The organism is Enterovirga rhinocerotis (assembly GCF_004363955.1).
Lineage (GTDB): Bacteria > Pseudomonadota > Alphaproteobacteria > Rhizobiales > Beijerinckiaceae > Enterovirga > Enterovirga rhinocerotis.
The window spans coordinates 676,271-700,697 of record NZ_SNZR01000013.1 but is presented as its reverse complement, the minus strand read 5'-3'; the positions used below and the strand labels follow the sequence as shown (position 1 = coordinate 700,697).

23 protein-coding genes are annotated in these 24,427 nt (G+C 68.4%); 13 read left to right on the top strand and 10 right to left on the bottom strand.

Features of this window, described 5'->3' with window-relative positions:
• Positions 1 to 23: 23 nt before the first annotated feature.
• Entirely contained in the window at positions 24 to 278 is a 255-nt protein-coding gene (locus tag EV668_RS14985) for a hypothetical protein (RefSeq protein WP_133771359.1), read from the top strand.
• A gap of 115 nt (positions 279 to 393) precedes the next feature.
• Here the strand turns inward: EV668_RS14985 and rpmF are convergent, their stop codons facing one another.
• The 4 genes from rpmF to ispG all read right to left on the bottom strand — a co-directional run bounded on the left by rpmF (position 394) and on the right by ispG (position 4,831).
• The gene (rpmF, locus tag EV668_RS14980) at positions 394 to 579 is read right to left on the bottom strand and encodes a 50S ribosomal protein L32 (protein WP_133771357.1); all 186 of its coding nucleotides are present in this window, start codon (positions 577 to 579) and stop codon (positions 394 to 396) included.
• 162 nt (positions 580 to 741) lie between these two features.
• Entirely contained in the window at positions 742 to 1,413 is a 672-nt protein-coding gene (mtgA, locus tag EV668_RS14975) for a monofunctional biosynthetic peptidoglycan transglycosylase (protein ID WP_425359625.1), read from the bottom strand.
• Positions 1,414 to 1,438: 25 nt separating this feature from the next.
• Positions 1,439 to 3,565 carry a potassium transporter Kup gene (locus tag EV668_RS14970; protein ID WP_133771354.1) on the bottom strand — a complete coding sequence of 709 codons (2,127 nt, stop codon included), beginning with the start codon at positions 3,563 to 3,565 and terminating at the stop codon, positions 1,439 to 1,441.
• A 15-nt stretch (positions 3,566 to 3,580) separates the two neighbouring features.
• Positions 3,581 to 4,831: a flavodoxin-dependent (E)-4-hydroxy-3-methylbut-2-enyl-diphosphate synthase gene (ispG, locus tag EV668_RS14965; RefSeq protein WP_133771352.1), complete on the bottom strand. Its 1,251-nt coding sequence runs from the start codon at positions 4,829 to 4,831 to the stop codon at positions 3,581 to 3,583.
• A 343-nt stretch (positions 4,832 to 5,174) separates the two neighbouring features.
• Between ispG and EV668_RS14960 the strand changes: the two genes are divergently transcribed.
• Positions 5,175 to 6,656, top strand: coding sequence for a calcium-binding protein (locus tag EV668_RS14960; protein ID WP_133771350.1), 1,482 nt, complete (start codon positions 5,175 to 5,177; stop codon positions 6,654 to 6,656).
• Between the two features lie 59 nt (positions 6,657 to 6,715).
• Here EV668_RS14960 and EV668_RS14955 read toward each other — a convergent pair whose 3' ends face one another.
• Together EV668_RS14955 and EV668_RS14950 are read right to left on the bottom strand one after the other, a co-directional pair.
• The gene (locus tag EV668_RS14955; RefSeq protein WP_342636838.1) at positions 6,716 to 7,192 is read right to left on the bottom strand and encodes a DUF2852 domain-containing protein; all 477 of its coding nucleotides are present in this window, start codon (positions 7,190 to 7,192) and stop codon (positions 6,716 to 6,718) included.
• Between the two features lie 85 nt (positions 7,193 to 7,277).
• On the bottom strand, positions 7,278 to 7,943 hold the full coding sequence (locus tag EV668_RS14950) for a TetR/AcrR family transcriptional regulator (protein WP_133771347.1): 666 nt from the start codon (positions 7,941 to 7,943) through the stop codon (positions 7,278 to 7,280).
• Positions 7,944 to 8,172: 229 nt separating this feature from the next.
• Here EV668_RS14950 and hemW point away from each other — a divergent pair, with 229 nt between their 5' ends.
• On the top strand, positions 8,173 to 9,336 hold the full coding sequence (gene hemW, locus EV668_RS14945; RefSeq protein ID WP_133771345.1) for a radical SAM family heme chaperone HemW: 1,164 nt from the start codon (positions 8,173 to 8,175) through the stop codon (positions 9,334 to 9,336).
• On the opposite strand, the gene EV668_RS14940 is transcribed toward hemW, so the two are convergent.
• Positions 9,333 to 9,716 carry a type II toxin-antitoxin system VapC family toxin gene (locus EV668_RS14940; RefSeq protein ID WP_342636837.1) on the bottom strand — a complete coding sequence of 128 codons (384 nt, stop codon included), beginning with the start codon at positions 9,714 to 9,716 and terminating at the stop codon, positions 9,333 to 9,335. The two genes, hemW and EV668_RS14940, sit on opposite strands and share 4 nt — an antisense overlap.
• Positions 9,717 to 9,889: 173 nt before the next feature.
• Entirely contained in the window at positions 9,890 to 10,129 is a 240-nt protein-coding gene (locus EV668_RS14935) for a hypothetical protein (RefSeq protein ID WP_245513200.1), read from the bottom strand.
• 322 nt (positions 10,130 to 10,451) lie between these two features.
• Here EV668_RS14935 and EV668_RS14930 point away from each other — a divergent pair, with 322 nt between their 5' ends.
• From EV668_RS14930 to EV668_RS14920, 3 genes are all read left to right on the top strand, one after another.
• Positions 10,452 to 11,315, top strand: coding sequence for a protein-L-isoaspartate O-methyltransferase family protein (locus EV668_RS14930; RefSeq protein ID WP_133771341.1), 864 nt, complete (start codon positions 10,452 to 10,454; stop codon positions 11,313 to 11,315).
• A 207-nt stretch (positions 11,316 to 11,522) separates the two neighbouring features.
• Complete coding sequence (locus EV668_RS14925; protein WP_245513198.1) at positions 11,523 to 14,141, top strand: hypothetical protein; 2,619 nt, start codon at positions 11,523 to 11,525, stop codon at positions 14,139 to 14,141.
• Between the two features lie 170 nt (positions 14,142 to 14,311).
• Positions 14,312 to 15,280 (top strand): alpha/beta hydrolase, encoded by a 969-nt coding sequence (locus tag EV668_RS14920; protein WP_166652477.1) that lies wholly within the window; start codon positions 14,312 to 14,314, stop codon positions 15,278 to 15,280.
• A gap of 10 nt (positions 15,281 to 15,290) precedes the next feature.
• Here the strand turns inward: EV668_RS14920 and EV668_RS14915 are convergent, their stop codons facing one another.
• Positions 15,291 to 16,067, bottom strand: a complete 777-nt coding sequence (locus EV668_RS14915) for a pentapeptide repeat-containing protein (protein ID WP_166652476.1) — start codon at positions 16,065 to 16,067, stop codon at positions 15,291 to 15,293.
• Positions 16,068 to 16,311: 244 nt separating this feature from the next.
• Between EV668_RS14915 and rpsU the strand changes: the two genes are divergently transcribed.
• The 7 genes from rpsU (at position 16,312) to gdhA (ending at position 23,663) form a co-directional block, all read left to right on the top strand.
• On the top strand, positions 16,312 to 16,653 hold the full coding sequence (rpsU, locus tag EV668_RS25365) for a 30S ribosomal protein S21 (protein ID WP_245513196.1): 342 nt from the start codon (positions 16,312 to 16,314) through the stop codon (positions 16,651 to 16,653).
• Positions 16,654 to 16,770: 117 nt separating this feature from the next.
• On the top strand, positions 16,771 to 17,622 hold the full coding sequence (locus EV668_RS14905) for a tetratricopeptide repeat protein (protein ID WP_133771336.1): 852 nt from the start codon (positions 16,771 to 16,773) through the stop codon (positions 17,620 to 17,622).
• Between the two features lie 67 nt (positions 17,623 to 17,689).
• Positions 17,690 to 19,168, top strand: a complete 1,479-nt coding sequence (locus tag EV668_RS14900) for an FAD-binding oxidoreductase (protein WP_133771334.1) — start codon at positions 17,690 to 17,692, stop codon at positions 19,166 to 19,168.
• Positions 19,169 to 19,172: 4 nt separating this feature from the next.
• Positions 19,173 to 20,141 (top strand): sugar kinase, encoded by a 969-nt coding sequence (locus EV668_RS14895; protein WP_133771332.1) that lies wholly within the window; start codon positions 19,173 to 19,175, stop codon positions 20,139 to 20,141.
• 81 nt (positions 20,142 to 20,222) lie between these two features.
• Entirely contained in the window at positions 20,223 to 20,729 is a 507-nt protein-coding gene (locus tag EV668_RS14890) for a CYTH domain-containing protein (RefSeq protein WP_133771330.1), read from the top strand.
• 151 nt (positions 20,730 to 20,880) lie between these two features.
• Entirely contained in the window at positions 20,881 to 22,110 is a 1,230-nt protein-coding gene (locus EV668_RS14885; RefSeq protein ID WP_342636836.1) for an ABC transporter substrate-binding protein, read from the top strand.
• Positions 22,111 to 22,313: 203 nt separating this feature from the next.
• Positions 22,314 to 23,663 carry an NADP-specific glutamate dehydrogenase gene (gdhA, locus tag EV668_RS14880; RefSeq protein WP_133771328.1) on the top strand — a complete coding sequence of 450 codons (1,350 nt, stop codon included), beginning with the start codon at positions 22,314 to 22,316 and terminating at the stop codon, positions 23,661 to 23,663.
• 19 nt (positions 23,664 to 23,682) lie between these two features.
• Here the strand turns inward: gdhA and EV668_RS14875 are convergent, their stop codons facing one another.
• On the bottom strand, positions 23,683 to 24,414 hold the full coding sequence (locus EV668_RS14875; RefSeq protein ID WP_133771326.1) for a uracil-DNA glycosylase: 732 nt from the start codon (positions 24,412 to 24,414) through the stop codon (positions 23,683 to 23,685).
• Positions 24,415 to 24,427 lie beyond the last annotated feature (13 nt).

Genomic DNA, 24,427 nt, shown 5'->3' with positions numbered 1-24,427 from the left:
GAAGGGCCACCAGGGACGGCTCAATGCGGAGCGAAGCGGACGATCCCAATGCGACTGACGGCGTCATCCCGCCGAGCCGTGCGCTCGTCCGGTTCGAGCGGCGCTCGGCCCCGCGAGGCGGCTCGCCGGCCCAGGCCGATTTCCTCGCGCAGCTGATCGCCTGCCGCAGTCGCGTCGGCGCATATCGGGACCGCCGGCGCGGGGCGCCCGAACACGCTCTGACCTGCTACCGGCGCGAGCCGAGAGCGACGGCATCGGAGCTGGATCTCACCGTCTGAGGCGGGACGGGCGAGACGCTCACGCCGCCCCCCGCCGCTCTCTTCCGCAGCCAGAACGACAAAGCCGGCCACGAAGGGCCGGCTCGTCTCGCCGATGTCGGGCGCGTCAGCCCGATCAGGCGTCGGATTTCGGCGTCAGAACCTGGCGGCCGCGATACATGCCCGTCTTCAGGTCGATGTGATGCGGACGGCGCAGCTCGCCCGAATCCTTGTCTTCGACATAGGCGGGGGCGCTCAGCGCATCGGCCGAACGGCGCATGCCGCGCTTCGCCGGCGAGGTCTTTCTTTTCGGAACGGCCACTGGTCTCTCCCGGCCCGCCCGGCGGGCTCACGTCACGTTGCCGAACGGCGCCCGCATGCCGCGGAGCCGATCAGCCTGTATCGGAAACTGAAGGGCGGCCTTATAGCGATCCCCGCCCCGCCTGGCTAGGGGGTTTCGACGACGCGGCTGCGCATCGCCCGCTCAGCGCGTTCCGCCCTGTGGCGCGAGGCAGCGGGTGGGCGTGTTCGGGACGCGCGCGAGAATCCGCGCGGCCTTGCCGCTGACGAGTCGCGTCGGACGGGCGGCGTTGCGCCGGATCGGATTCGGCAGGACCGCGACCAGCAAGGCGGCCTCGCGCCGCGACAGATCTGCCGCGCCCTTGTTGAAATGGCGCCGGGCAGCCGCCTCGGCGCCGAAGGTGCCCTCCCCCCATTCGGCCACGTTCAGATAGACCTCCATCATCCGCCGCTTGGACCAGATCGTATCGAGATAGAGCGCGATCGGGATCTCCATCGCCTTGCGGATGTAGGAGCGCCCAGGCCAGAGGAAGAGGTTCTTGGCCACCTGCATCGGAATGGTCGAGGCACCGCGACTCGGGCCGCCCTCCTCGTCGAGCACGTCGCTGATCGCACCCCAATCGACGCCGCGATGCCGGCAGAAGCGCGCATCCTCGGAGGCGATGGCGGCGGCCGGCAGGATCGGCGCCATCGCCGAGAGCGGGACATAGGTCCGCTCGGCGCCGCGCAGGGTGAGCCAGCGGCCGACCATGAGGGTCGAGACGGGGGGAACCGCGATGTAGAGCGCGCCCAGGACGAGGACGAGAGCCGGATAGGCGAGGATGGCGATGAGGGCGAGGCGCAGAAGCCGTCTCACCGCGCCTGCCCGGATCGGCCGGCGCTCAGAGCGTCACCTGCGTGCCGACCTCCACGACGCGCCCCGTCGGAATCTGGAAGAAGTCCGTGGCGTCCGAGGCCGAACGGGCGAGCGCGATGAAGAGCTTGTCCTGCCAGATCGGCATCGAGGAGCGCAGCGCAGGCCTGATCGAGCGGCGGGACAGGAAGAAGGATGTCGCCATGATGTCGAACTTGAAGCCGAACTTGCGCAGCCCCGACAGGCTCCGCGGGATGGCGGGCTGCTCCATGTAGCCGAAGCGGAGTTCGACCGTCCAGAAGGACTGGCCGAGCTGCTCCAGGGTCAGGCGGTCCTCGCTCCGCACCCGCGGCACGTTCATCGAGCGCACCGTGAGGATGATGTTGCGCTCGTGCAGGACCTTGTTGTGCTTGAGGTTGTGAAGCAGCGCGGACGGCGCGCGCGACGGGTCGCTCGTCAGGAACACCGCCGTGCCGCGCACCCGATGCGGCGGACTGCGCTCCAGCATCGCGGCCAGTTCGCCCATCTCGACATCGGTCTTGCGCGTCTTCTCGAAGAGAACGCGCGTCCCCTTCACCCAGGTTCCCATCACGAGGACGAGAACCGCCGCGAGCGCCAGCGGCACGTAGCCGCCTTCGAAGGTCTTGAGCAGGTTCGCCGACAGGAAGCAGAGCTCCAGGAGCAGGAAGGGCACGATCGTCGCCGCCGCCCGCAGACGGCTCCAGCCCCAGACGTGCCGCAGCACGATGAAGGCCATCATGCCCGTGATCAGCATCGTCCCCGTCACCGCGACGCCGTAGGCCGAGGCGAGCGCGCTCGACGAGCGGAAGGCGAGGACGAGGATGATGACGCCGATCATGATCAGCGTGTTCACCTGCGGCAGATAGATCTGGCCGGAATGCTCCTCGGAGGTATGGCGGACCTCGAGGCGGGGCAGGAGCCCGAGCTGGACGGCCTGGCGCGAGAGGGAGAAGGCGCCGGTGATGTTGGCCTGGGCGGCGACCACCGTGGCGCAGGTGGCGAGGAGGACGAGCGGCAGGAGGCCCCATTCCGGCACCATGCGGAAGAACGGCTCCGCCGCGGCGTCGGGCTCGTGCAGCACGAGCGCGCCCTGCCCGAGATAGTTCAGCATCAGGCTCGGGAAGACGAGGCCGAGCCAGGCGCGCTGGATCGGACGGCGGCCGAAATGGCCGAGATCGGCGAAGAGCGCCTCCGCGCCCGTCACCGCGAGGAACACCGCGCCGAGCGCGATCAGGGCCGCATGGCCGTGCGTCGCGAGATATTGCACGGCGTAATACGGGTTGAGCGCGAGGAAGATGCCCGGCTCGCGCGCGATATGGGGGAGAGCGGCGATCCCGATCGTCAGGAAGAACAGGACCATGATCGGCCCGAAGAAGCTCGCGACCCGTGCCGTGCCGTGGCTCTGGACGAGGAACAGCACCACGATGATCGCGATCGTGATCCAGACCACGTAGGGCGAGAAGGCGGGCGTGACGAGCTTCAGCCCCTCGACCGCCGACAGCACCGAGATGGCGGGCGTGATGACCGCGTCCCCGTAGAACAGGGCGGCCCCGAGGACGCCGAGGACGAGGATGACGAAGCTGCCCCCCGTCGCCTTGCGCGCGAGCGCCATCAGCGAGAGCGATCCGCCTTCGCCGTTATTGTCGAGCCGCACGATGATGGCGACGTATTTGAGCGTGACGATGAGCGTCAGCGCCCAGAGGATCAGCGAGACGACGCCGTAGACCTCGACGGGGGTGATGATGCCGTCTTCCTTGGCGGTGTGCAGCGCCTCCCGGAAAGCATAGAGCGGGCTCGTGCCGATATCGCCGTAGACGACGCCGACGGAACCGAGCGTCAGGGTCCAGATGCCGGCCTTGCCGTGCCCGCTCTGCGGGCCGGCTTCGGCGGAGACCGAGGAGACTTCCGGGGCCACCACGGAAGGCGGCAAGGGTGGTGGCACCGGTGATGGCGGGGTCGGGGCGTCGCCCTCGGCCGGAGCGTCGGCCGGGTTCTCCGGCGATGCGATCGTCGTGATCTCGACGGGTGTCGCTCCCGCCTGCTGCCCAGGCGGCCCCTCAGGGGGCTTGGCAGGCTCCGAGGCAGCCGCATCGGGTCGCGGGCCGTCCGGAGAGGCGCGATCGTCGCTCACCATGTGGGTCCTGCCGGATTATTCGGCGGCGTCGCGCGCGCCCTGGCCGTAACGCCGATCGATATAGTCGGAGACGAGAGTCTTGAACTCCTGCGCGATCGCCGGACCGCGCAGGGTCATGGCCTTGCGGCCGTCGATGAACACGGGAGCCGCAGGGCTCTCCCCGGTGCCGGGGAGCGAGATGCCGATATCGGCATGTTTCGACTCGCCGGGACCGTTGACGATGCAGCCCATCACCGCGACGTTCAGAGTCTCGACGCCCGGATAGGTCTGTTTCCAGCCCGGCATCGAGACGTGGATCCAGCTCTGGATGTCGCGGGCGAGTTCCTGGAACACCGTCGACGTGGTGCGGCCGCAGCCGGGGCAGGCCGCGACGAGCGGCACGAAGACGCGAAAGCCCATCGTCTGCAGGATTTCCTGCGCGACCTTGACCTCGAGCGTCCGGTCGCCCCCCGGCTCGGGCGTGAGCGAGACGCGGATCGTGTCGCCGATGCCCTGCTGCAGGAGGATGCCGAGCGCCGCCGACGAGGCGACGATGCCCTTCGAGCCCATCCCCGCCTCGGTGAGGCCGAGATGGATGGCATAGTCCGAGCGCCGCGCGACCTCGCGATAGACCCCGATCAGGTCCTGGACGTTCGAGACCTTGGCCGAGAGGATGATGCGGTCCTTCGCCAGGCCGATCTCCTCCGCCCGGGCTGCGGAGGTCAGGGCCGATTGCACCATGGCCTCCCGCGTGATGGCGCGCGTGTCGAGCGGAGCTGCCGCCTTCGCGTTCTCGTCCATCAGATGGGTGAGGAGCTCCTGGTCGAGGGAGCCCCAGTTGGCGCCGATGCGGACGGCCTTGCCGTGCTTCGCCGCCAGTTCGACGATGGCGGAGAACTGCCGGTCCTTCTTGTCCTTGAAGCCGACATTGCCCGGATTGATCCGGTACTTCGCCAGCGCCTCGGCGCAGGCCGGATGGTCCGCGAGCAGCTTGTGGCCGATATAGTGGAAGTCGCCGACGAGCGGCACGTCGACCCCGACGCGGTCGAGCCGCTCGCGGATCTTCGGCACGGCCGCAGCCGCCTCGTCGCGATCCACCGTGATGCGTACGATCTCGGACCCGGCGCGCGCGAGCGCGGCGACCTGAGCGACCGTCGAATCGATATCCGCCGTGTCGGTGTTGGTCATCGACTGGACGACGACCGGCGCGCCGCCCCCGACGAGGACGTTGCCCACCTTGACCGGCACCGTCGCGTGGCGTCTCGCGGGTCCCGCGATCTCGGACATGAAAGCCCCTTCAGGCGGCCCGCAGGGGCCCCGTGTTGGTGCTGATCGTTACCGCCGGCGGAGGGGGGCCGTCAACGCATCGCCGTCCATCCGCGCCCCGCCGGGACCGCCGGCCCGTCTCTTGGAGACCGCCCGAACCGACCGCGAGCCCTCCACCGAGGCGGAATGCGCACCTGTGCGGCGGCGCTGCGACCGAGCCGCAGGGCACCCCAGCGAAAGTATGATGAGCCGTTTTACTGTACATACCAAGACATGACGACCAGGAAAACGGTAAAGACATCGCCCTGAAACATTCGAAAACTTACTGGCTCTTCGCGGCGTTTCGCTTGCAGGGGCATCACCAATGGCGACCTTCATCGCTGGCTCGGCGTTCAATGTAAACGACCCCGAGTTCTTGAACTATTTCAACAATATCACCGATGGAACCATCGGCGCCAATCGAACGTCCACTTATTTCAGGGCCTCGACCACGGTGAACGGGGTCAGCTCTTTCGTCGATGTCTACGGATCAGGGTTCAGCTACCTTCCGAACGGGACTCCTTTCTTCGGAAACATCACGCGCGTCGTCGGCAATCTCGGCGGCAAGACAGCCTTCGAGCTGAAGGACGTTTCGATCAGCGTCTTTCCGACGCTGGCCAGCTGGGTCAATTCCACGCCGCAGCAAATCCTCGAGGAGGTCTTTGCGGGCAACGACACGATCAGGGGCTCGGCGCAGGCCGACGTGATCTCCGGCTTCGCGGGCGCCGACAAGCTCTACGGCCTCGCCGGCAACGATACCTATTACGTCGACAATGCGGGCGACAGGGTCTTCGAGACGGCGGGCCAGGGCACCGACACCGTCTTCGCCTCGACGACCTTCACCCTCGGAGCAGGCCAGCACGTGGAGGTCCTCGCCGCGATCGACGCCACCGCGACGACGACGATCAACCTGACCGGCAACGACCTGGCGAACACGCTGAGGGGCAATGCCGGGAACAACACGCTCAACGGCGGGGCCGGCGCGGACAACCTCTACGGTTACGGAGGCAACGACACCTATGTCGTGGACAACGCAGCCGACCGCGTCTTCGAGAGCGCAGGCAACGGGGCCGACACCGTCAGGACCAGCGTGACCTACCGTCTCGCCGAGGGCCAGGAGGTCGAGACCCTGATGGCGTCCGTGCCGGCGGCGACGACCGCCATCAGCCTCACCGGCAACGGCTTCGCCAACACCCTGAAGGGGAATGCCGGCGCCAATACCCTGAATGGCGGCGGCGGCGGCGATCTCATGTACGGCTATGCCGGCAACGACACCTATATGGTCGATCACGCCTCCGACCGCGTCTTCGAAAGCGCGGGCAACGGAACCGATACCGTCAGGACCAGCGTCACCTACAAGCTCGCCGCCGGCCAGGAGATCGAGACCTTGACGGCCTCCGTGGCGACGGCGACGACCGCCATCAACCTCACCGGCAACGAGTTCGCGAACACGATCAGGGGCAATAACGGAGCCAATGTCCTCAATGGCGGGCTCGGCGCCGACCGGCTCCAGGGCTTCGGCGGGGCGGACAGCTTCGTCTTCGACAAGGCGGTCTCGGCGGCCAATGTCGACCGGATCGTGGATTTCGTCTCCGGACAGGACAAGATCCGGCTGGACGATGCGATCTTCACGGCCCTCGACAGGGGCGCCCTCTCCGCCGAGGAGTTCAGCACCCACTTCACCTACGTGAAATCGACCGGCATCCTCTCCTACGATGCCGACGGTCCCGGCGGAGCCGCCGCGATCCGGATCGCGATCTTCGACAACAAGGCCGACCTGAAGGCGACCGACTTCGTCGTCTTCTGACATGCGAACGGCGCGGCCCGCAGGCCGCGCCGTCTGTCATCCCTCGAGGACGACGCCGGTCAGACGTCGACCGGGCCGTTGCTCCGACGCTTGGCCATGTAGGCGTCGAACTCCTCGCGGTCCTTCGCGCGCTTCAGCTCCTCGACGAAGGTGCGGAACTCCCGCGCCTCCTCGTCGAGCCGGCGGCGCTCGCGCTCCAGCCGCTCGATCTCCTCGCGGCGATAGGCGTCGAAGGCAGCGTTGCCGGTGCCGCCCCCGAAGCCGCCGCCCGAGAAGGGCGTGCCGGAGAAGCGGTAGGCCTTCAGGTCGTCCGCCTGCCGCGAGATGATCTCGCGGGCATCGTTCAGGCCGGGATAGCCCATGATCTTCCAGGCCACGTAGGCTGCCGCCGCGGGCCAGAAATAGAAGAACAGGAACACGATCCCGACGATCTCGAGCGCGCGGCGGGAACCCCGGGGCCCGGAACAGGCGCGCCGGCCTTCGGACGTCCGGTCGGATGTCATGCCGGCCTGCCAGCCGGGGGTCGCTGTCGTCATGATGAACCTCCTGTGCACCGACATGTAAATGTCAACGACATTAACATGCGGGGATCGAGGGCCGGTTTCAAGAGGTCGGATCGGGCTATTTTCGCCCGGTCCCGTGGATCACCGCGAGCACGCCCGCCCGCAGGAGCTCGTGCTTGCCGGGAAGGCCCGGGCCGCGCGGCAGCATCCGCGCCGCATCCAATGTGGCGAGCCCGTGGGCCAATGCCCAGACCTCCAGCGCGACGAAGCGCGGATCGACCGCGCCGAACCCGTCCGGGAAGGCCTTCCCCAGGGACTCGACGAGCATGCCGAACGGGCTGCGCGGCTGCCCCCAGGGCGCCGGCGGGGCCGCCCCGGCCGTCTCCTCGGACGGCGCCGCGAACATCGCGGCATAATAGCCCGGCTCCTTCTCCGCGAAATCGAGATAGGCCTCCCCCATCCGGGTGAAGCGCTCGAGCGGGGTGCCGGATCCCGACAAGGCTCGGGCCAGGCGTTCGGCGAGCTGATCGAAGCCGCGGAAGGCGACCTCCTGGACGAGCGCTTCCCGCCCCCGGAAATGCCGGTACAGGGCGGCCGGCGTCACCCCGACGAGCTTCGCGGCATCCGCCAGGGTGAATCCGCCGATGCCCCGCTCCGCGATGAAGCGGCGCGCCGCGTCGACCAGCGCCTCCTTGAGATTGCCGTGGTGATAGCCCCGCCGGTCGCAGCCCGGATCGGCGCCTGCGCCGGGCCCCCACGGCTCTGGCCGTCCCCACCGTTTCAATCCGCCCTCCTTGTCGGCGCGTTTTCACCGTGTCGTGAAGAGAAGTCGAGTCCTGGGGTGATTCGGCCCCGGAGCGCGACGGCGGTGCGTATCAGCCGCCTCTCGCATCGGCACGCCCTTCGCTCGCAGAGGGCCAACCGGGCATCCGCCTGGCCCGTTGCGAAACGTTAACGAGTTTGGACAACAGATCGTAACGATCCGTTGTCTTGCCCTGTGCTAGGACGGCACAATGATCCGCCACCCGACCCAGGATGCCGGCTTCGGCGTCTACGTTCACTGGCCCTTCTGCCAGTCGAAATGCCCCTATTGCGACTTCAACTCGCATGTCCGCACGGGCGGGATCGACGAGGAGCGCTATCTCGACGCCTTCCGGCGGGAGATCGCCCATGCCGGCGACATGGCGCCCGGCCGCACCGTCACGAGCATCTTCCTCGGAGGCGGCACGCCCTCGCTGATGCGGCCCCAGACCACGGCGGGGCTCCTCGAGGCGATCGCGACGAGCTGGACCATCGCCCGCGGGGCCGAGATCACGCTCGAAGCCAATCCGACCTCCGTCGAGGCCGAGCGCTTCCGCGGCTACCGCGCCGCCGGCGTCAACCGCGTCTCGATGGGCATCCAGGCGCTCAACGACGGCGACCTGCGCCGCCTCGGCCGGCTGCACAGCGTCGCCGAGGCTCTGGCCGCTGTCGACGTGGCCCGCCGCCATTTCCCGCGCTATTCCTTCGACCTGATCTATGCCCGCCCCGACCAGACGCCCGCCGCCTGGAAGGCGGAGCTCGAACGGGCCATCGGCGAGGCGGCCGACCACCTCTCGCTGTACCAGCTCACCATCGAGCCCGGCACGTGGTTCGAGCGGCTCCATGCCGCCGGCAAGCTCGCGATCCCCGATCCGGAGCTGTCGCGGATCCTCTACGACGTGACGCAGGAGGTCTGCGACCGCGCCGGCCTGCCGGCCTACGAGATCTCGAACCACGCCCGCCCGGGCGCGGAATCGCGCCACAACCTCCTCTATTGGCGCTACGGCGAATATGCGGGCGTCGGCCCCGGCGCCCATGGCCGGATCATGTCGGCCAGGGGCCGCACGGCGACCGCGACCGAACGCTCGCCGGAGGATTGGCTCGCGCGCGTCGAACGCCACGGCCACGGCCTCGTCGAACAGACCGTGCTCACCCGCGAGGAAGCGGGCGACGAGTTCCTGCTGATGGGCCTGCGCCTGCGCGAGGGGATCGAGCCGTCCCGCTACCGGACCATCTCGGGCCGGATGCTCGATCACGAGCGCATCCAGGACCTCCTCGGCTACGGCATGATCGCTCACCGCGCCGGCTCCCGCATCGCGGTGACGCCGGCCGGTTTCCCGGTGCTGGACTCGGTGGTGGCGGACCTCGCCGCTTAGGCGCTGTAGAGAAGGACGCGCCCGTTCGGGACGAGTTGCAGCAGGAGATCGAAGTCGCGGACGTTCCGCGTCAGAACGGTGAGACCGAGCTTGTGGGCTTGCAGGAAAAGCGCACAATCATTGACCGCTCGCCGTCGGTCGTCCTTCGCATAGCCCTGACTCCGGCTGAGGATGCCGGCATAGACGGACGCTGCGGCGAGTACGTCGACGGAGGGTGTGAAAAGGCGATGGCTGGGCATCGCTCGAACCATCGCCTCGATTGCCGTGACGGCCGTCGCGCTGCGCGGATCGTTGGGGTCGAGGCGCCCGACCGTGAAGAGCAGTTCCTGTAGCGCCACGGAGCTGTGCGTCACGGTCCTGACCGCGATCGTATCCCGCACGATGGGCGGAATCCTCCCTTGAGCTCGGTCGATGTACACGCACGTATCGAGGAGCAGAGAGGCTCCCGCTGCCGCGGCGCCCGCGATGAACGGAAGGTCATCGTCGCCGCGCGGCACCAGGCGCCGTTCGGCGGCTGCCCGCAGGATCCGCCGGACCCGCTGAAAATCGACCGTCACCCGGCATCCAGATCGAGTTCTGGATCCACGGCGCCCGCAACGGCATCGAATACGGTGAGGAAGTCGTCTTCGATCGCAACATTCGCCAGCGCGAATTCGATGAGTTCCGTGTCGGTGTTCAGGCCGGTCCTGGCCTTCGCACGCTTGATCAAGTCGACCGAGACCCGTCCCGAAATGCGAGCATTCTTGATGGCGATGAGGCCGATCTCATCGGCACGCACCATGACGGAGGACACCCGATCGTCGGAAGCGCTCCGGGCCAGCGCCCGGGCTCGGGCCCGACCCAGAGCCGCCCGCGCACGACCCTTGGTGGTGATCGCGTCACGTCTGGTCGAGCGATGAGGCATAAGGCCGTTCAACAAAAGAAGCCGTGGGGACAACATAAACCACTCTCCGCCCGTCGTCGACGACACGAGCGGTGGGCCATTGCCACTGTATCCCCCGCGCCACACACGGCGCGAAACGTCGCCGCAGCAAACGCGACATCGGCCGGCAAGATGGTGGGCCGATAGGGGCAGCTCTAGGCTGCGAATCACCGGCAGCTGGCGGAGGTCCCTGATGAAGAGGCGCGACTTCATGGTGGGCGCGCTCGCCGCGTCGGCGGGGGCGGCGACGGGAGCCTCGGCGAAGGTTTCGACGCCCTACGACTTCAATACGATGCCGCCGCTCGACGACCGCGAGGCCTTCATCGAGTGGGCGAAGACGAATCGCGGCGAGGACGAGCGCTTTCTCTCCGAACGCTGGTCCCGCTACCGCGCGGTGGTCGCGAACAAGGACGTCGCGACGGACCGCGACAAGCGCGCCTTCCTGATGACGCCGCGCGAGGAATTCGTCCTGAAGAAGAACCTCAGGCGCGCCTACGACCACGCCTTCCTCGACATCGATTACGGCGTGACGATCTCCGGCCCCCACATCGTCAGCCGCATGACGACCGTGATCGACGTCAAGCAGGGCGACAAGGTGCTCGAGATCGGAACCGGCTCCGGCTACCAATCGGCCTATCTCGCCAACCTCACCGACAAGGTCTGGACGATCGAGATCATCAAGCCGCTCGCCGAGCGCACCCGCGGCATCTACGACGCGCTGATCGCCAAGGGGTATACGGAGTACAAGGCGATCGCCTCGCGCGCCTCCGACGGCTATTACGGCTGGGAGGAGGCCGGCCCCTTTGACAAGATCATCGTCACCTGCGGCATCGACCACGTGCCGCCTCCCCTCCTGCAGCAGCTCACGACCGGCGGCGTCATGGTCATCCCGGTCGGCCCGCCCGGCGCGCAGCGCGTCCTGAAGGTCCGGAAGGAGGAGGCGCCCGACAAGTCGATCCAGGTCACGCGCTCCGACATCTATGGCGGCCGCATCGTGCCCTTCGTGCCCTTCACCAAGCTCGAAGGCGACGCGATCAAGGGCACGCACAACAAGTGAGACGCGGCCCGCCCGCCCCCACCGGAATCGTCCTTCTCCCCTTGCGGGAGAAGGTGGCCCTCGCGTCAGCGAGGGTCGGATGAGGGGCGGAGACTCGGCGTCGACGGGCGTGTTTCACCCCTCATCCGTCACGGCTTCGCCGTGCCACCTTCTCCCGCAAGGGGAGAAGGAGGCGTGGACGGTTCCGCGGCGCGTCGGCGACACCGCATGACCCTCCCCGCCCGGCTCGTCCCGACCGAGATGCGGCTGGACCTGCCGCTCTATTTCGCCGTGGCGCTGCTCGCGGGCGCGGTGATCGCGCTCCAGATCGGGATCATGCGCGTCTTCTCGGTCGGGAACTGGGCGCATTTCGGCTCGCTGGTGGTGAGCCTCGCCATGCTCGGCTTCGGCCTGACGAGCGCCGCGATGTGTGTGACGACGGCGTGGTTCGAGCGGCACTGGAAAGGTGCCGCCGGCCTCTCGCTCCTGCTCTTCGGCCCGCTCGCGGTCGGATCGAACCTCCTGGCGCAGCAGGTGCCGTTCAACGCCATCTTCCTCGTCTCGGACCCGAGCCAGAAATGGCGCCTCGCCGCCAATTTCCTGCTCTACCTCATCCCCTTCCTCGCCGGCGCAGTCTTCCTCGGCACCATGTTCCTGAAGGCGCGGGAGGCCTTCCCGAAGGTCTATTTCGCCGATCTCGCGGGTTCCGGTCTGTGCGGGCTCGTCTTCCTCGGCGCGATGTATGTGGTGCTGCCGGCGAACCTGATCGTCGTCCCGCTCGGGCTCTGGTTCCTCGCGGGCCTTCTCTGGTTCGCCTCCCTGCGGAGCCTGTCCTTCCTCGCGGGCCTCGTCGCCGCGGCCATCCTCAGCCTCGGGCTCCACTTCGCTCTGCCCGCCAAGACCGGCATCCCGACCCTCGCGACCTCCGACTACAAGGGCGTCGCCTATGCGCGGAAGTTCCCGGACGCGGCGCGGGTCTACCAGGCCGCCTCGCCCTTCGGGTTGATCGAGGTCTATTCCAGCTCCTATCTCCATTTCGCGCCCGGCCTGTCCGACAACGCCGCGTTCAACCTGAAGAAGATGCCGTCGAACGCCTATCTCGGCATGTATATCGACGGCGACGGCCCGATCGGCATCATCCGGAAGCTCCCGGCGGACGAGACCGCCTATTTCCGCTTCCTGCCGATGATCTATCCGTACCTCCTCAAGGAGGCTCCGGAGACCTTCGTCGTGCAGCTCGGCGGCGGCATCTCGACATCGGTCGCGCTGGCCGGCGGCTCGACATCGGTGACGGTCGCGGAGGGCAACCCCGCCATCCTCTCCGCCCTGCGCGACGACCGCTTCCTGCGCGACTTCACGGGCGATCTGCTGCGCGATCCGCGCGTCTCCGCCGTCGACCAGGACGGACGCCTGTTCCTCGCGCGGACCGACAGGCGCTACGACGTCATCGACCTCAGCCTCGCCGATTCCGCGGGCCTCTCCAATCCCGGCGGCTTCGCGATCGTCGAGAAGTTCGGCTACACCCGGGAGGCCATGGCCGCCTATATGCGGGCGCTCAAGGACGGCGGCATCCTCTCGGTCACGCTCTGGAACAAGGAAGAGCCGCCGAAATCGGTGCTGAAGCTCTACGCCACCATGGCGGAGGCGGCGAAGGAGGCCGGCGGCGATCCGGCGAAATCCTTCTTCGCGGCCTCGAGCTATCTCTCGACGACGACGGTTCTCTACAAGAGCGGCGGCTTCACGCCGGACGAGATCGAGAAACTGCGGGCCCACACGAAGGCGATGTCCTTCGACGTGCTGTACCATCCCGGCTTCGAGGTGGACGAGGGCGCCGCCAAGGCGACGCTCGAGAACTACCGCAACCAGATCTTCTTCGACATGGCGGCGCTCCGGAAGGACGCGGCGGCCCCGGAGGGCGAGCCGCCGCCGGGCGGGGATTTGCCGCCGCCGGGGGTCGAGAGCGATGCCGAGCCGACGGTCCTTCCTTCGGTCACGCTCGGCCGGCTCGCCTGGAAGCGCCTCCTCACCGGTGGCTGGGACGAGTTCTCCCGCGGCTACGTCTTCGACAGCCGCGTGCTGACGAACGACCGGCCCTATTTCGCGGCCTATGTCCGCCCGGCCGATCTGCCTCGCGTCACCGACCGGCTGGAACTGCTGCAGGACGAATGGGGCTACCTTCTCATCTGGGCGACCTTCGGCGTCGCCTGCCTCGCCGCCCTCGCCCTCGTCCTCCTGCCCGTCGCCTTCGGCTGGCGCACGATCTTCAGCCGCCAGCGCGGCAAGGCCGGGACCATCACCTATTTCGCCTGTCTCGGGCTCGGCTACATCGTGGTCGAGGTCGGCCTCATCTCGAACTTCGTGCTCGCGCTGTCGAACGCGACCGTCTCGGCCTCCGTCCTCATCACCGGCATGCTGGTCTTCTCGGGCTTCGGCAGCTTCGTCTCCGAGCGCTTCATCCCGCGCGCCCGAACGACGATGCCGGTCGTATTCGCGGCGATCGTCGCGCTCCTCGTCGCCTATGCGCTGGCGCTCCCGCTCGTCCTCGATGCGATCGGCGCCCTGCCTTACGGCCTCCGCCTCCTCGCCTGTTTCGCCCTGATCTTTCCGCCGGCCTTCCTGATGGGCTTCCCGATGCCGACGGCGATGTCCTGGCTCGCGCGGCTCGAGAAGGAGAGCATGTTCGTCTGGGCCTGGGGCATCAACGGCAGCTTCTCGGTGGTCGGCGCGGCGCTGGTGCCGATCCTCGCAACCTCCTTCGGCATGGGCTCGGTCCTGCTGGTCGCCGCCTGCGCCTACCTGATCGCCGTCCCGGCCTTCTTCTCGGTGCTGAAGCCGAAGCCGGCGTGAGGGGGATGAGACGAGTGCAGGCCACCCTCCCCTGGAGGGGGAGGGTCGGACCGCAGGTCCGGGGTGGGGTGATGCACGGCCTCCGCCCCCGCAGCGCCGGAGATGAGGACAGGTGGGTGTCACCCCACCCCCCCGGCTTCGCTGGCGACCCTCCCCCTCCAGGGGAGGGTGTGAAGCGGACGCCGCATCGCATCGTCCTCCTCGCCGCGCTCGCCCTTCTCGCCCCGACCCTCGCGGAGGCTCGCATGGACCAGGCCCGCGCCATCGCCTGCCCGGGAGCCGGACGGAGCTGGCTCGTGCCCTTCGCGAGCGCTCCCTTCCCGTATGACGGCGACGTGCCCGGCAAAGGTCCCTTCCTCGACAAGCGGGACGGCGAGAGGCGCGGCCATGCCTCGCCGCGCGGAGGCGTCTACTGGGAGAATCCGACATATTCCGACAACCGCGTCCTGATCTCGGTGCCGAAGGGCTTCGATCCCGCGAGGCCTGCCGTGATCGTCGTCTATCTGCACGGCAACCTCGCGACGCTCGAACGCGAGGTCTGCCGCTCCCAGGGCGTGCCGCGCCAGGTCGCGGCCTCGGGGCTGAACGCGATCCTCCTCGCGCCGCAGCTTGCCGTGAATGCTCTCGATTCGAGCGCCGGCCGCTTCTGGGAGGCGGGAGGCCTCAGGCGCTTTCTCGACGAGGCCGGCGCCGTCCTTCCCGCCCTCGTGGGCAGCGGGAGCCATGCCTCCCTCCCCGTCATCGTCGCGGCCTATAGCGGCGGCTACCTGCCGGCGGCCTTCGGATTGTCGGTCGGCGGGGCGACCGACAGGATCGTCGGCCTCCTTCTCCTCGACGCGCTCTATGGCGAGGTCGACCGCTTCGCCGAGATCGTCGCGGCGCGGCGCGGCCGGATGGCCTTCGTCAGCGCCTATTCGGCCTCGTCGAGGGTGGAGAACGCCCGTCTCCGCTCGCTCCTCGCCGCCCGCGGCCTCGATTCGGGTGAGGGTGTCCCGCCGAAGCTCGGCCCGGGCACCGTGAGCTTCGTCCCGACGCCGCCGGCGACGGAGCACGGCACCTTCCTCACGCGCGCCTTCGCGCCCGACCCGCTGAAAGTCCTGCTCGGCAGGTTCGAGACCTACCGGATCGGGCGGCGCTGAGGGGCGCCGGTCACTCGTCGTCGCCGGCGCAGGGCCAGGTCTTGGGCGCCTTGAGGCCCGGCGGGAGCTTCGTCTCCCGCGTGCCGCAGGCGATGTCGAGCTGCTCCTGGCGCAGCCCCTCCGTCTTGGAGAGGTCCGCGCGGTCGAACTGCGTCAGGAAGAGATAGGCCCCGCCCATCTTCACGCCCGCGAGGTCGAGCCCTTCGAGGCGCGCGCGGGCGAGGTTCGAGAAGCGGAAATCGACGCCCTCGAGCTTCGCGCCGGCGAAGTTCACGCGCGGCAGCTCGGCCTTCGAGATATCGGCGCCGGTGAGGTCTGCAGCGCTGAAATCGGCCCGGTTGAGCTCTGCCTTGGCGAGGACGGCACCCGCGAGGCTCGCCTCCTTGAACGAACCGCGGCTGATCTGCGCCATCCCGAGCTTCGCCTTGCCGAGCTGCGCCTTCCGGAAGCTCGCCTGCCAGCCGATCGTCTTGGTCAGATCGGCCTCCGTGAGGTCGGCGTCGTCGAAGCGCGAGAAGGTGATGTCGGCACCCGAGAGATTGGCGCCCGTGAGCTTCGATTTCCGGAAATCGGTGGACGTGATGGCGGTGCGCGCAAAAACGACGCCGGACAAATCGGTGCCCGAGAGAAGCAGGTTGCGCTTCGAGCACCCGCTCCAGTCGACGCGCGGGCCGACCGCGTCGCCGCAGGCCGCGACGGCCGGCGCGGCGGCCCCGCCAACGGTGCCGGCGCACACGACCAGGGCCACCGCCCAGGACGACACCCAGGACACCGATCGTTTGGTCAACGCGATCATATCTTGCCTCTCACATGCACCGGATTGTACGAAGCGGCCGTCGGCTCCAGCAATGCGCCGCGTGGTCTCTGCCTGACGCGGCCTACAACACGGCGCTGCGGACGAAATGAGGCGTGGACAGACGCGATCTGCTCTGCTATCGGCGCCGCTTCGGGACCTTGATGCTCCATGGATGCGCACGGTCCTCGTTTCCCTTTTTCCGCCGATTGGCGACCGCTTTTGACGAGGAAGACGCGTGCAGGTTCTTGTCCGGGACAACAATGTCGACCAGGCGCTGCGTGCTCTCAAGAAGAAGATGCAGCGCGAGGGCATCTTCCGTGAGATGAAGCTCCGCGGCCATTACGAGAAGCCGTCGGAGAAGCGCGCCCGCGAGCAGGCCGAGGCCGTCCGCCGCGCCCGCAAGCTCATCCGCAAGAAGATGCAGCGCGAGGGCCTGCTGCCCTCGAAGCCGAAGCCCCCGCCGCGTGGCGGCGCCCGCGGGCTGCGTCCGGGTGCGGCTCCCGCTGCCGGTTCGGCAACGGCTGGCACGGCTCCGGCGACGGCCGCCGCCGCCGCTCCGGCCGCCCCTCGCTTCTGACATTCAGAGGCCGGTGCGGAACGTTCAGACCCGTTCAACCTTTCGTAACCGCGGGACGACACCGTCCGGCTTCGCAGCCGGCCGGGTAGCCGGATCGATCGACGAGGGGTGGAATTGATGTCGCGTTGGATGGGCCGAGCCGGATGCCTGGCTGCTGCCGTCCTGACCGTCGCGGTCGCAGGGTGTGAGACGGGGAGCCGGGTTGCCCGCGCACCGGGCATCGCCGTCGTCGAGCGTGACGAGTCGGGCTCGACGGCCGTCAATATCGAATCGCTGACCGACGTCATCTCCCGCAATCCGGGCGACGCCTCGGCCTACAACACCCGCGGCGCGGCCTATGCCCGCGCGGGCCGCTACTCCGAAGCGCTGGCCGATTTCAACAAGGCCCTGCAACTCGATCCGAACAGCGCAGCCGCCTACACGAACCGCGCCCTCGCCTATCGCCAGACCGGCCGCAGCGAGCAGGCCCTCGCGGATTTCACGAGCGCCATCCAGGCCAACGCGAATTACGGGCCCGCCTATATCGGCCGCGCCAATCTCTATCGCGCCAAGGGCCAGTCCGACGCGGCGCTCGCCGATCTAGACCAGGCGATCCGCCTCCTGCCCGAATCGGCCGAGGCGCTGCATGCTCGCGGCCTCGTCCATCAGCGCATGGGCCGCCATCGCGAGGCGGTGATCGATTTCGGCGCCGCCGTCGACCGCAACGCCTATGTGTCGGCGCCCTATGCGGGCCGCGGCCAGAGCCTGATCGCGCTCGGCCAGTTCGACAAGGCCGTCGAGGACTTCAACGCCGCCCTCAACGTGAACCAACGCGACGCCGATAGCTGGGCGCATCGCGGGGTAGCCCTCGAACGGCTCGACAAGCGGGCGGAGGCCATCGAGAGCTACCAGCGCGCCAAGGGCATCGACCAGGGGAACCAGACGGCGAGCCAGGGCCTGTCGCGCCTCCAGGGCATGTTCCGCGGCTGAGGCGCCGGCTTTTCGGGACGATCGAATCCCCATTGCCCGCACGACGACATCGCGCGATGTGTCGCCGATGACGACCCTCGCATCGCCGCCTCCCGCCGTTCCGGATGCGTTTCTCGACGCGCTGACGCGGATCGTCGGCCCGGCTCACGTCCTGACCGACGCGGATGATCTCGCCCTCCATCTGCGCGAGGAGCGCGGGATCTGGCAGGGCCGCGCCGTCGCGCTCGTGAGGCCCGGCTCGACCGCCGAGGTCGCGGAGGTGGCGAAGGCCTGTGCGGCTTCCCGCGTTCCGGTCGTGCCCCACGGGGGCAATACCGGGCTCGTCGGGGCGGGCGTTCCCTTCGGCGGCATCGTCCTGTCGCTCGCGCGCATGAACCGCGTCCGCGCGGTCGATCCGCTCAACGCCACGATGACGGTCGAGGCCGGCTGCGTCCTCGCCGACGTCCAGCAGGCCGCGGCCGATCACGGCCTGCTCTTCCCGCTCTCTCTTCCCTCCGAGGGCTCCTGCCGGATCGGGGGCAATCTCGCAACCAACGCGGGCGGCACGGCCGTGCTCCGCTACGGCAATGCTCGCGAGTTGATGCTCGGCCTCGAGGTCGTCCTCGCCGACGGGCAGGTCTGGAACGGCCTCAAGGGCCTGCGCAAGGACAATACCGGCTACGATCTCCGCCACCTCTTCGTCGGCTCCGAGGGCACGCTCGGGATCATCACGGCGGCGGTGCTGAAGCTGTTCCCGGCCGTGCGGGCGCAGGCGACGGCCTTCATCGGCTGCGGCTCGACGGAGGCCGCGCTCGCGGTCTTCTCGCGCCTGCGCGCCGAGGCCGGCGAATCTCTCGTCGCCTTCGAATACCTGCCGCGTTTCGCCCTCGAGATCGTGCTGAAGCACGCGCCCGACGCGGCGAAGCCTCTCGCCGAGGCGCATCACTCCTACGCCCTGATCGAGCTCGCCTCCCCCCGCGGCGATGCCGACCTGACGGGCATGCTGGAGACGATCCTGTCGCAGGAGATCGAGGCTGGCCGCCTCGAGGACGCGACCATCACCGCCTCCGAGGCGCAGCGGAACGCGCTGTGGCTGCTGCGCGAGCGCATCTCCGAGACCCAGCGCTTCGAGGGCGGCTCGATCAAGCACGACGTCTCGGTGCCGGTCTCGCGCGTCGCCGAGTTCATCGAGACGGCCGGCGCAGCCTGCCGCGCGGTCATGCCGGGCGCCCGGCCGCTCGGCTTCGGCCATGTCGGCGACGGCAACATCCATTTCAACATCAGCCAGCCCGTGGGGATGGAGCGGGCGGAGTTCCTCGCGGCCTGGGAGCGATTCAACGAGGTCGTCCACGGCATCGTCCAGGGAATGGACGGCTCGATCTCGGCCGAACACGGGATCGGCCTCCTGAAGCGGGACGAACTGCCCCATTACAAGGACCCGGTCGCCCTCGACCTCATGGCGCGGATCAAGGGCGTCCTCGACCCGCAGAACATCCTCAATCCCGGCAAGGTGCTCCGGATCGGAGACGACCTGCCGCCCGCGATCCCGCTCGGCAAGACCGGTTGACCCGATGAGTGCTCTCGACATCCTCGCCATCGGCGAGCCCCTCTACGAACTGGCGGAAGCCGAGATCGGCGGCGAGCGGGTCTACCGACCGGGCTTCGGCGGGGACATTTCGAACCTCGCCATCTCCGCCGCCCGGACGGGAGCGCGGGTCGGGATCTTCAGCCATCTGGGCGACGATCGGTTCGGACACGCCTTCCGCGATCTCTGGGACCGCGAGGGGATCGACCGCTCGACGGTCCGCTCGCCGAAGGGGACGAAGACCGGCCTCTACGTCATCAGCTACGGCGAGGACGGCCACGCGTTCAGCTATCTGCGGGACGGGTCCGCCGCGAGCCGCGTCACGCCCGAAGACCTGCCGCTCGATGCGATCGGCCGGGCTCGGCTGATCCATGTCTCGGGGATCAGCCAGGGCATCTCCTCGAGCGCGGCCGATGCCGTCTTCGCGGCCATCGCCCATGCGCGGGCCCACGATACCCTCGTCAGCTACGATACGAACTATCGGCCGGCCCTCTGGCCGCTCGACCGAGCCCGCGCCGTCATCAACGCCGCCATGGCCGGGGCCGACATCGCCCGGCCGAGCCTCGACGATGCGCGCGAGCTCACCGGCCTTCAGACACCCGACGAGATCGCCGATTTCTACCTCGGCCTCGGCTGCCGGCTCGTCGTGATGACGCTCGGCCGGGACGGCGTCTTCGTCGCGACGCCGCAGGAGCGCCGCGGCATCCCGCCGCGACGGGTCGACGCGGTCGATGCCACGGGCGCCGGCGATTGCTTCGGCGGTGCCTTCCTCGCCGAGTGGCTCCGCCATGGCGATCCCTTTGAGGCGGCCGCGTACGGCAATGCTGCCGCCGCCCTCAAGACTCTCGGACAAGGCGCGGTGGCGACGAGCCCGAAGCGGTCAGAGGTCGAGGCGTTCATCGCGGATGGGACGCTGCCTCGACGATCGGCAAGCACCCTCGCCCTCCGGTCCTGAGAGCCGTCACGGCGAGCCGCTTTGCGGCCGAGGCCGCATTCGCCCTGGGCCGCGACGAGAGACGACGCTATAGCCGAGACGATGCTGTTCGAGATCGAGCGGAAGTTCCTGGTCGCCCACGACGGCTGGCGCGCGGCGGCAGTCGGTGGCCGGCTGCTGAGGGACGGGCTCGTCGGCCCCTACCATACCAGCAAGGTTCGTGTGCGCCTGGACGGGGAGCGCGCATGGCTCACGGTGAAAGGGCCGCGCAAGGGGCTCGGCCGGCTGGAGTTCGAGTACGAGATCCCGAGCGACGACGCGGACGAGATGCTTCGCAGCGTCTGCCAGGGCGAGCAGGTGGAGAAGATCCGCCATAACGTGTTTCACGATGGCTTGAAGTGGGAGGTCGATGTCTACCAGGGCAGCCTGTCGGGCATCGTCCTCGCCGAGGTGGAACTGCAGCGGGAGGATCAGCCCTTTTCGAAGCCGGACTGGGTCGGACAGGAGGTGTCCGGCGACCCGCGCTTCAAGAAGGCGGCGATGCTGAAGCTCCGCCGACAGGTCGGCCGGCCTCTCACCATATCGGGCATCCTGTCCGCCTCCCCTTGAACGCCGTCGAGAGACGGCCGGCGGCGCCCGCCCGAGATAGACCTAAGTCTCCTGCGCAACCGTTTGCCTCCCTTCGCGCGCCTCGCTAGCCTCTCGTGTCCGGCCGGAAGAAGCCGGGCTTCAGATACGAAGCCATGAGGGAGGTCGATCCTTGACGATCCGTACACGCGCCGTCGTGCTCGCCCTGAGCGCGGCCTCGGTTCTCTGGACCGTGTCCGCCGCCACAGCCCAGCAGATTCCGGTCAAGCTCGGCATCCTCGCCGATATGGGCGGGGCCTATTCCGATATCGGCGGCATGGGCGTCGTCGAGGCGACGAAGCTCGCCATCGAGGATTTCCGCAAGCGCCCCGGCGCCGACAAGCTCAAGATCGACCTCGTCCACGCCGATTCCCAGAACAAGACCGACATCGCGGCCGGCATCGCCCGCCGCTGGATCGACAACGAGGGCGTCGACGCCATCCTCGATCTGCCGACGAGCGCCGTCGCGCTCGCGACCATCCCGGTCATTCAGGAGAAGAACAAGGTCGCCCTCGTCACCGCGGCGGCGACCTCGGACATCACAGGCAAGTCCTGCAGCCCCAATGCCGTGCATTGGACCTACGACACCTGGGCCGTCTCGCGCGGCACGGCCGCGGCGGTGACGAAAGCCGGCGGCAAGACCTGGTTCTTCGTGACCGCCGACTACGCCTTCGGCCATGCGCTGGAGCGCGACGCCGGGGCGGTCGTGGTGGAAAATGGCGGCAAGGTGCTCGGCGCCGTCCGCCATCCCTTCGAGAACAAGGACTTCGCCTCCTACCTCCTTCAGGCACAGGGATCGGGTGCGCAGATCATCGGCCTCACCAATGCCGGGGCCGACACCATCAACACCATCAAGCAGGCGGCCGAGTTCGGCATCGGCCTCGACGGCAAGCAGAAGCTCGCCGGCATGCTGCTCTTCATCACCGACATCCACTCGCTCGGCCTGAAGGTGGCGCAGGGCCTGAACCTGACGACGGCCTTCTATTGGGACCTCGACGAGAAGACGCGCGATTTCGGCAACCGCTTCGCCGCGCGCCACGGTGGCCGTTACCCGTCCATGACGCAGGCCGGCGCCTATTCGTCCACCCTCGCCTATCTGACGGCGGTGCAGAAAGCCGGCTCGGCCAAGGACGGGCGCGCGGTCCTCGCGGCGATGCGCGATGCCGGGACCTTCGACGATCCGCTCTTCGGTCCGACGACCCTGCGCATCGACGGGCGCGCCGTCCACCGCATGCTGCTGCTGCAGGTGAAGAAGCCCGAGGAATCGAAGAAGCCCTGGGACTATTTCAACGTCGTCGCGACGATCCCGGCCGAGGAGGCGTTCCGGCCTCTGAAGGACGGCGGCTGCCCGCTCGTGAAATGACGATCGGATGGGGCGTCGCCAAGCGTCGGCGGCGCCCACCTCACGCCGATCCCCGAGACTCTCGGAACGCCGCTCGGCTTTCGATGGAGGAAAACCGACGGCGAGCACGCGCGATTGTCTAATCCTTGTTCAATACGGCCAAAAAATAGGCTACCCCGCCTGCCGGCGCCGACCGCGTCCGTCGTGCAGGAGGGTTAACCAAATTGGGCAGTGTGGATGAGAAGCTCGAGCCGATTCTGAATCAGGTGCTCCAGCGCAATGCAGGCGAGGTCGAGTTCCATCAGGCGGTTCGCGAGGTTCTGGAAAGCCTCGGCCGTGTCATCGCCAAACGACCGAGCTATGCCGACAATTCGCTGATCGAGCGCATCTGCGAGCCGGAGCGGCAGATCATCTTCCGCGTGCCGTGGATCGACGATAGCGGCGAGGTTCAGATCAATCGCGGCTTCCGCGTCCAGTTCAACTCGGCGCTCGGCCCCTACAAGGGCGGCCTGCGCTTCCACCCCTCCGTCAATATCGGCATCATCAAGTTCCTCGGCTTCGAGCAGACGTTCAAGAACGCGCTCACCGGCATGCCGATCGGCGGCGGCAAGGGCGGCTCCGACTTCAATCCGCGCGGCCGTTCCGATCGCGAGATCATGCGCTTCTGCCAGTCCTTCATGACGGAGCTCCACCGGCATCTCGGAGAATATACCGACGTTCCGGCGGGCGATATCGGCGTCGGCAGCCGGGAGATCGGCTACATGTTCGGCCAGTACAAGCGCCTGACGAACCGCTACGAGGCCGGCATCCTGACCGGCAAGGCGCTGTTCCATGGCGGCTCGCGGGCCCGGAAGGAGGCGACGGGATACGGCGCCACCTATTTCGTGGAGCGGATGCTGGCGACGAAGGGCCATGCCTTCGACGGCAGGCGCGTCGTCGTCTCGGGTTCGGGCAACGTCGCGGTCTACACGATGGAGAAGGTCATCGAATTCGGCGGCACCGTGATCGCGACCTCGGATTCCAACGGCTATGTCGTCGACGAAGGCGGCATCGACCTCGAGCTCATCAAGGAGATCAAGGAAGTTCGCCGCGGTCGCATCTCGGATTATGCGAAGCGGAAGGGCAATGGCTGCCGGTATGTCGAGGGCGGCTCGATCTGGGACGTGCCCTGCGCGATCGCCATGCCGTCGGCGACGCAGAACGAACTGACGGGCAAGGACGCCGCAAAGCTGGTGAAGAACGGCGTCGTCGCCGTCGGCGAGGGCGCCAACATGCCCTCGACACCGGAAGCCGTGCGGCTCTTCCAGGAGGCCGGCGTCCTGTTCGCGCCGGGCAAGGCCGCCAATGCCGGCGGCGTCGCGACCTCGGCTCTCGAGATGCAGCAGAACGCCTCGCGCGATAGCTGGACCTTCGAGCAGACCGAAACCCGGCTCGCGACGATCATGCGCAACATCCACGACACCTGCGCCGAGACGGCCGAGGAATACGGCGCGCCGGGCGATTACGTGCTGGGCGCCAATATCGCCGGCTTCGTGCGCGTGGCCGAGGCGATGGACGCGCAGGGCGTGATCTGACCGGCGCGCCGGGACGGGATCAGAGCAGTGTCCCGTCCAGCCGCCAGTCGATCGGCGCGATACCCCGGCTTTCGAGCCAGGCATTGGCGCGGCTGAAGGGGCGCGTGCCCGGGAAATCCCGAGCCCGGTTCAGGGGCGAGGGATGGCCGCTCTCGACGACGAGATGTCTGGAGCGGTCGACCAGGGCGGCGCGGCCGCGGGCCGGCCCGCCCCACAGGAGGAAGGCCACGGCCGGCCTCCGCTCGGAGATCGCGGCGATGGCCTCGTCGGTCAGCGCGTCCCAGCCGAGCCTCATATGTGCGCCGCTCGTCCCGACGAGCGTCGTCAGGGCCGCATTGAGGAGAAGGACGCCCTGCCCCGCCCAGGCCGTCAGATCTCCGCTCGTCGGCACGGCGCAGCCGGTATCCTCGGCGAGTTCGCGCAGGATCACCCTGAGCGAGGGCGGCAGCGCGCGCGCGCCGCGATAGGAGAAGGCGAGACCGTGGGCATCGCCCCGCCGCGGATAGGGATCCTGGCCGAGGATCACCGCCTTGACCTCATCGAGCGGCGTCAGGGCCAGCGCCTGGAAGACATTCGCCGGATCGGGGGCGAGTTCGGCCCCGTCCGCCACCGCTCGATCGAGCTCGGCCGCGATCCGATCCGCGCCGCCGCTCGCGAAGAAGGGCAGCCCGCACCAGCCGCCCGCGCGCGGATCGGCGCGAAGGGTCGCGAGAGCGGCACCGACCGGGCCGGTTCTGCCGGGGACTGACATCGATGCGTCGCTT